Source organism: Allobosea sp., from assembly GCF_048595345.1.
Classification (GTDB): domain Bacteria; phylum Pseudomonadota; class Alphaproteobacteria; order Rhizobiales; family Beijerinckiaceae; genus Allobosea.
In genome coordinates this window covers 1-3086 of the sequence record NZ_JBMDWH010000104.1, presented here as the reverse complement: position 1 = coordinate 3086, position 3086 = coordinate 1, and the positions used below count along the sequence as shown (strand labels likewise).

Annotated in this window: 3 protein-coding genes; all 3 read right to left on the bottom strand. The window is 67.8% G+C overall.

Going from position 1 to position 3086, the window contains the following annotated elements:
• On the bottom strand, window positions 1–1209 hold a 1209-nt coding region (locus ACOJTB_RS10920), incomplete at its 3' end, for a carbamoyltransferase N-terminal domain-containing protein (protein ID WP_420102549.1).
• Window positions 1210–1298: 89 nt separating this feature from the next.
• Window positions 1299–2183: a hypothetical protein gene (locus ACOJTB_RS10915; RefSeq protein ID WP_420102548.1), complete on the bottom strand. Its 885-nt coding sequence runs from the start codon at window positions 2181–2183 to the stop codon at window positions 1299–1301.
• A gap of 157 nt (window positions 2184–2340) precedes the next feature.
• A complete protein-coding gene (tlpA, locus tag ACOJTB_RS10910; RefSeq protein WP_420102547.1) occupies window positions 2341–2985 on the bottom strand; it encodes a thiol:disulfide interchange protein TlpA in 645 nt (214 codons plus the stop codon).
• Between the last annotated feature and the right edge of the window lie 101 nt (window positions 2986–3086).

The following is a 3086-nucleotide window of genomic DNA, read 5'->3' as shown; positions in this document are numbered from 1 at the left end:
CGCGATCTCGTCGGGGGAGAGCTTGCGCAGGCGTTTTTCCCAGAGCTGCATGCGCTCGAAGGGCTCGGTCGAGACGGTCGAGCCGAGATAGGGCGTGAGCGGCCCCTTTGGCGCGCGCCAGCCCGGATTGGCCTCGGCATGGGCAAGCCAGGCAGCCCCGATCGCGTTCCCGTCATCGGCCGGGGCGGAGGGCACGAAGACGCTCTCGAAACCATGGCAGCCGGCGATCTTGCCGTTGAAGGAGGAGTTGAGGGCACAGCCGCCGGCAAGCACAAGGTTCGCGGACGGGACGAGCGCGGCGGCCTCAGCCAGAAGGGCTTCCATCATCTCGGCGAAGACGTCCTGCCCGCAGCGGGCGAGGTCGGCCCAGCCTTGGTCGAGGGCCTCGGCCGGGCGCTTGGCCAGGATCTCGGCCGCGACGGCCTGCACCACGTCGGCCTTGGCGAAGGAAAGCTTGTGGCCCTCGATCGTATAAAGCCTGCGCAGCAGCGCCATCAGCTCGGGGTCGGTCCGGCCATAGGGGGCGAGCCCCATGATCTTCCATTCCTCGCCCTTGGCCTGGTCGAAGCCGGCGAGATCGGTGACGAGCCCGAAATAGAAGCCGATCGATTCCCGGCCGCGATGACGCTTCACCTCGCGGATCTTGCCGTTTTCCAGCGCGAAGATGGCCGAGGCCCCGGTTTCGCCCATGCCGTCGACGACGAGGCAGGCGGCGTTCTCGAAGGGCGAGGACCAGCAGGCATAGGCCGCATGGCTGAGATGGTGGCCGTAGCGCTTCAGGCCGGTGACATTGGCCTTGCCATAGGCGCGGTCGAGCCCGAGCAGGACACCCATGCCGGCGCGTTGCTGGCCGAGATGCAGCGAGGCGATCAGCGCCCGCTCGGTGCGTTCAGGCACCAGCGACCGGTTGAGCTCCGGCGAGAGCTTGAGCAGCGCCTCCAGCGTGAAGGAGCCGGCCCGCGACATCTGGTCGAGGAAGCCGGTGAACTCCTCGCCCCAGCTGGTGGCGATGCGGACCTCGGCGTCCTTGGGGATGTAGCGCTTCAGCAGCCCTTCCATGCGCGGCGCGGAATCCGGCTCGCAGTTGGGCGCGCGCTTGTATTGCAGATAGCGCTCGGTCGCTTCAGCGAAGAGCACCGCGCCATCGGGGCCGATGATGGCGAGGGCCGGGTCGTGGAAGGTGGTGGCGAGGCCAATCGTGTAGGTCATGGGCAAGCCTTTACCCTCGCCGCCGCTCGCGCGGAAGCGCCTTCGCCGAGAGCTCCTTGCTGGCCAAAGGCTGCTCGGTGGGCCGAAAGCTACTTGGCGGTGAAGGCGATGCTCGCGGCTGTCTGCTCGATTGCGGGCTGAAGCTCGGCCAGGCGGTCGTCGTCCATCATCGCGATCAGCCGGACCATGCGGCCATCCGCGCCGATGCCGAGATACTGCACGAAGGTCTTCGCCTTGGCATCCTCCGATCGGAAGCCGCCCTTCAACAGCATGCCCTCGCCGCCGGCGAAGGGAACGCGCTTGCGCTCGGTGATGGTGGCGTCGGCGAGTCCCCGGGTGCTCTTCAGCAATGTCTCGGAGGCAGCCTCCTCCTGCCCCGGGCGCATCGGCCCGGAGATTTGCGAGACGGCGATCATCAGCGGCTGGAGCCCCTGGGGGTCGGTGTTCAGCTCGCCTGCCGTCATGGCGACTCCGGAGCCGGCCATCGTATCCAGGATGCGGAAGGGGGCGGCAGGCTTGATCGTGAAGGGAAGCGCAGCGAGCTTCGCTTCCATCGTCGGGGCCGCGCCGAGCGCGACCGAAGCGATCATGGCCTTGACCTCGGCCTGGGACAGCTTGGCCGACTTCGGCGATTGCACGGTCAGCATCACGGTCTTGTCGCCCTTGAAGAGCGCGACCCATTTGTCGAGGCTGCCGCCGCCCGGCGCTGTCTGGGAGCCGACAAGCAGCGGGACCGTCGCTCCGGCCACGGTGATTTCCTCGCGCGTGGCGATGGTGACGTTCTGCCTTGCAAAACCCTGCTTGGCCGCTTCTGCGTCGGCGAACAGGGTCGAGAGCTGGGGATAGGCCTCTGCCGGCATCTCGACGATCAGGACGCTCGCCTTGGTCGCCTCATTCACCAGGCCGGCGAAGCCGGTCGCGGGCTCGAAACCCTTGGGCGGAGTCAGCGAGACACTGGTACCGCCAACCGGCACACGGTGTTGCGCCGAAGCAGATCCGATCGACAGCAAGGCCCCGAGGGCGAGAGCTGCGACGACGGCCGGTCGATGCGAAGCGGGAAGGCAGATCATGCATGGTCCTCTGCGGCTGGGGATGCCCGGCAGCAAAGCGCCTCAATGTGACAGGAATGGTTCAGGGCTTGCCGATGGCCGCTGCCATCAGCGCCTTGGCATCCGCGCTGGCCCAATCGGCCGGCCCCTGGATGATACCGAGTTCGCAGCCTTCCCGGTCCACGATGATGCTGACGGGCATGCCCTCGACCTTGTGCGCGGCGCGCAGCGCCTGGAAAGTCGCGGCCTGGGGGTCGCCATAGAAGGGCAGGGCCGTCACCCTGTTCTCGGCCAGCCATTGCTTCGGCTTGTCGAGATTGCGGGTGTCGATATTGACCGCGACCACCGCGAAATCGGGCCCGCCCATCGCCTTTTGAAGCGCGTCGAGCGCCGGCATTTCCTTCAGGCAGGGCGCGCACCAGGTCGCCCAGAGATTGACGAGCAGCGTCTTGCCTTTCAGCGTGCCGGCTTGCAGCGCGGCGAGCGTCGTCGGCTGGCCGTCCGGCCCGGTGAGGGGCAGAGGCGGGGCCGGTTGCGGGCTCGTGCGGATCTCGACCGCCGCGACCTCGCCCCTCGCGAGCGGCGCCATGCGCGCCGCCGCTTGCCGCGCGGCCTTGCATGATCCGTTGCCGGCATCGCCCAGCCCGGAGTAGAAGGCTGCCACGCCTGCGAGGCCGAGCGCCGCCACGACCCCGAGGGCCAGACCGATCTTCGTTCCTGACGTCATCGCGCGTCCTCAAAAGCAGGAAAGACCGCCGTGAGCAACCGCATGTGGGGTGGGCGTTTCGCCACAGGTCCCGACGCCATCATGGAGGAGATCAACGCCTC

What these genes read in the sequence shown, in the direction of transcription:
- tlpA (WP_420102547.1), bottom strand. Translation starts at nt 2,985, where the DNA reads ATGACGTCAGGAACGAAGATCGGTCTGGCCCTCGGGGTCGTGGCGGCG.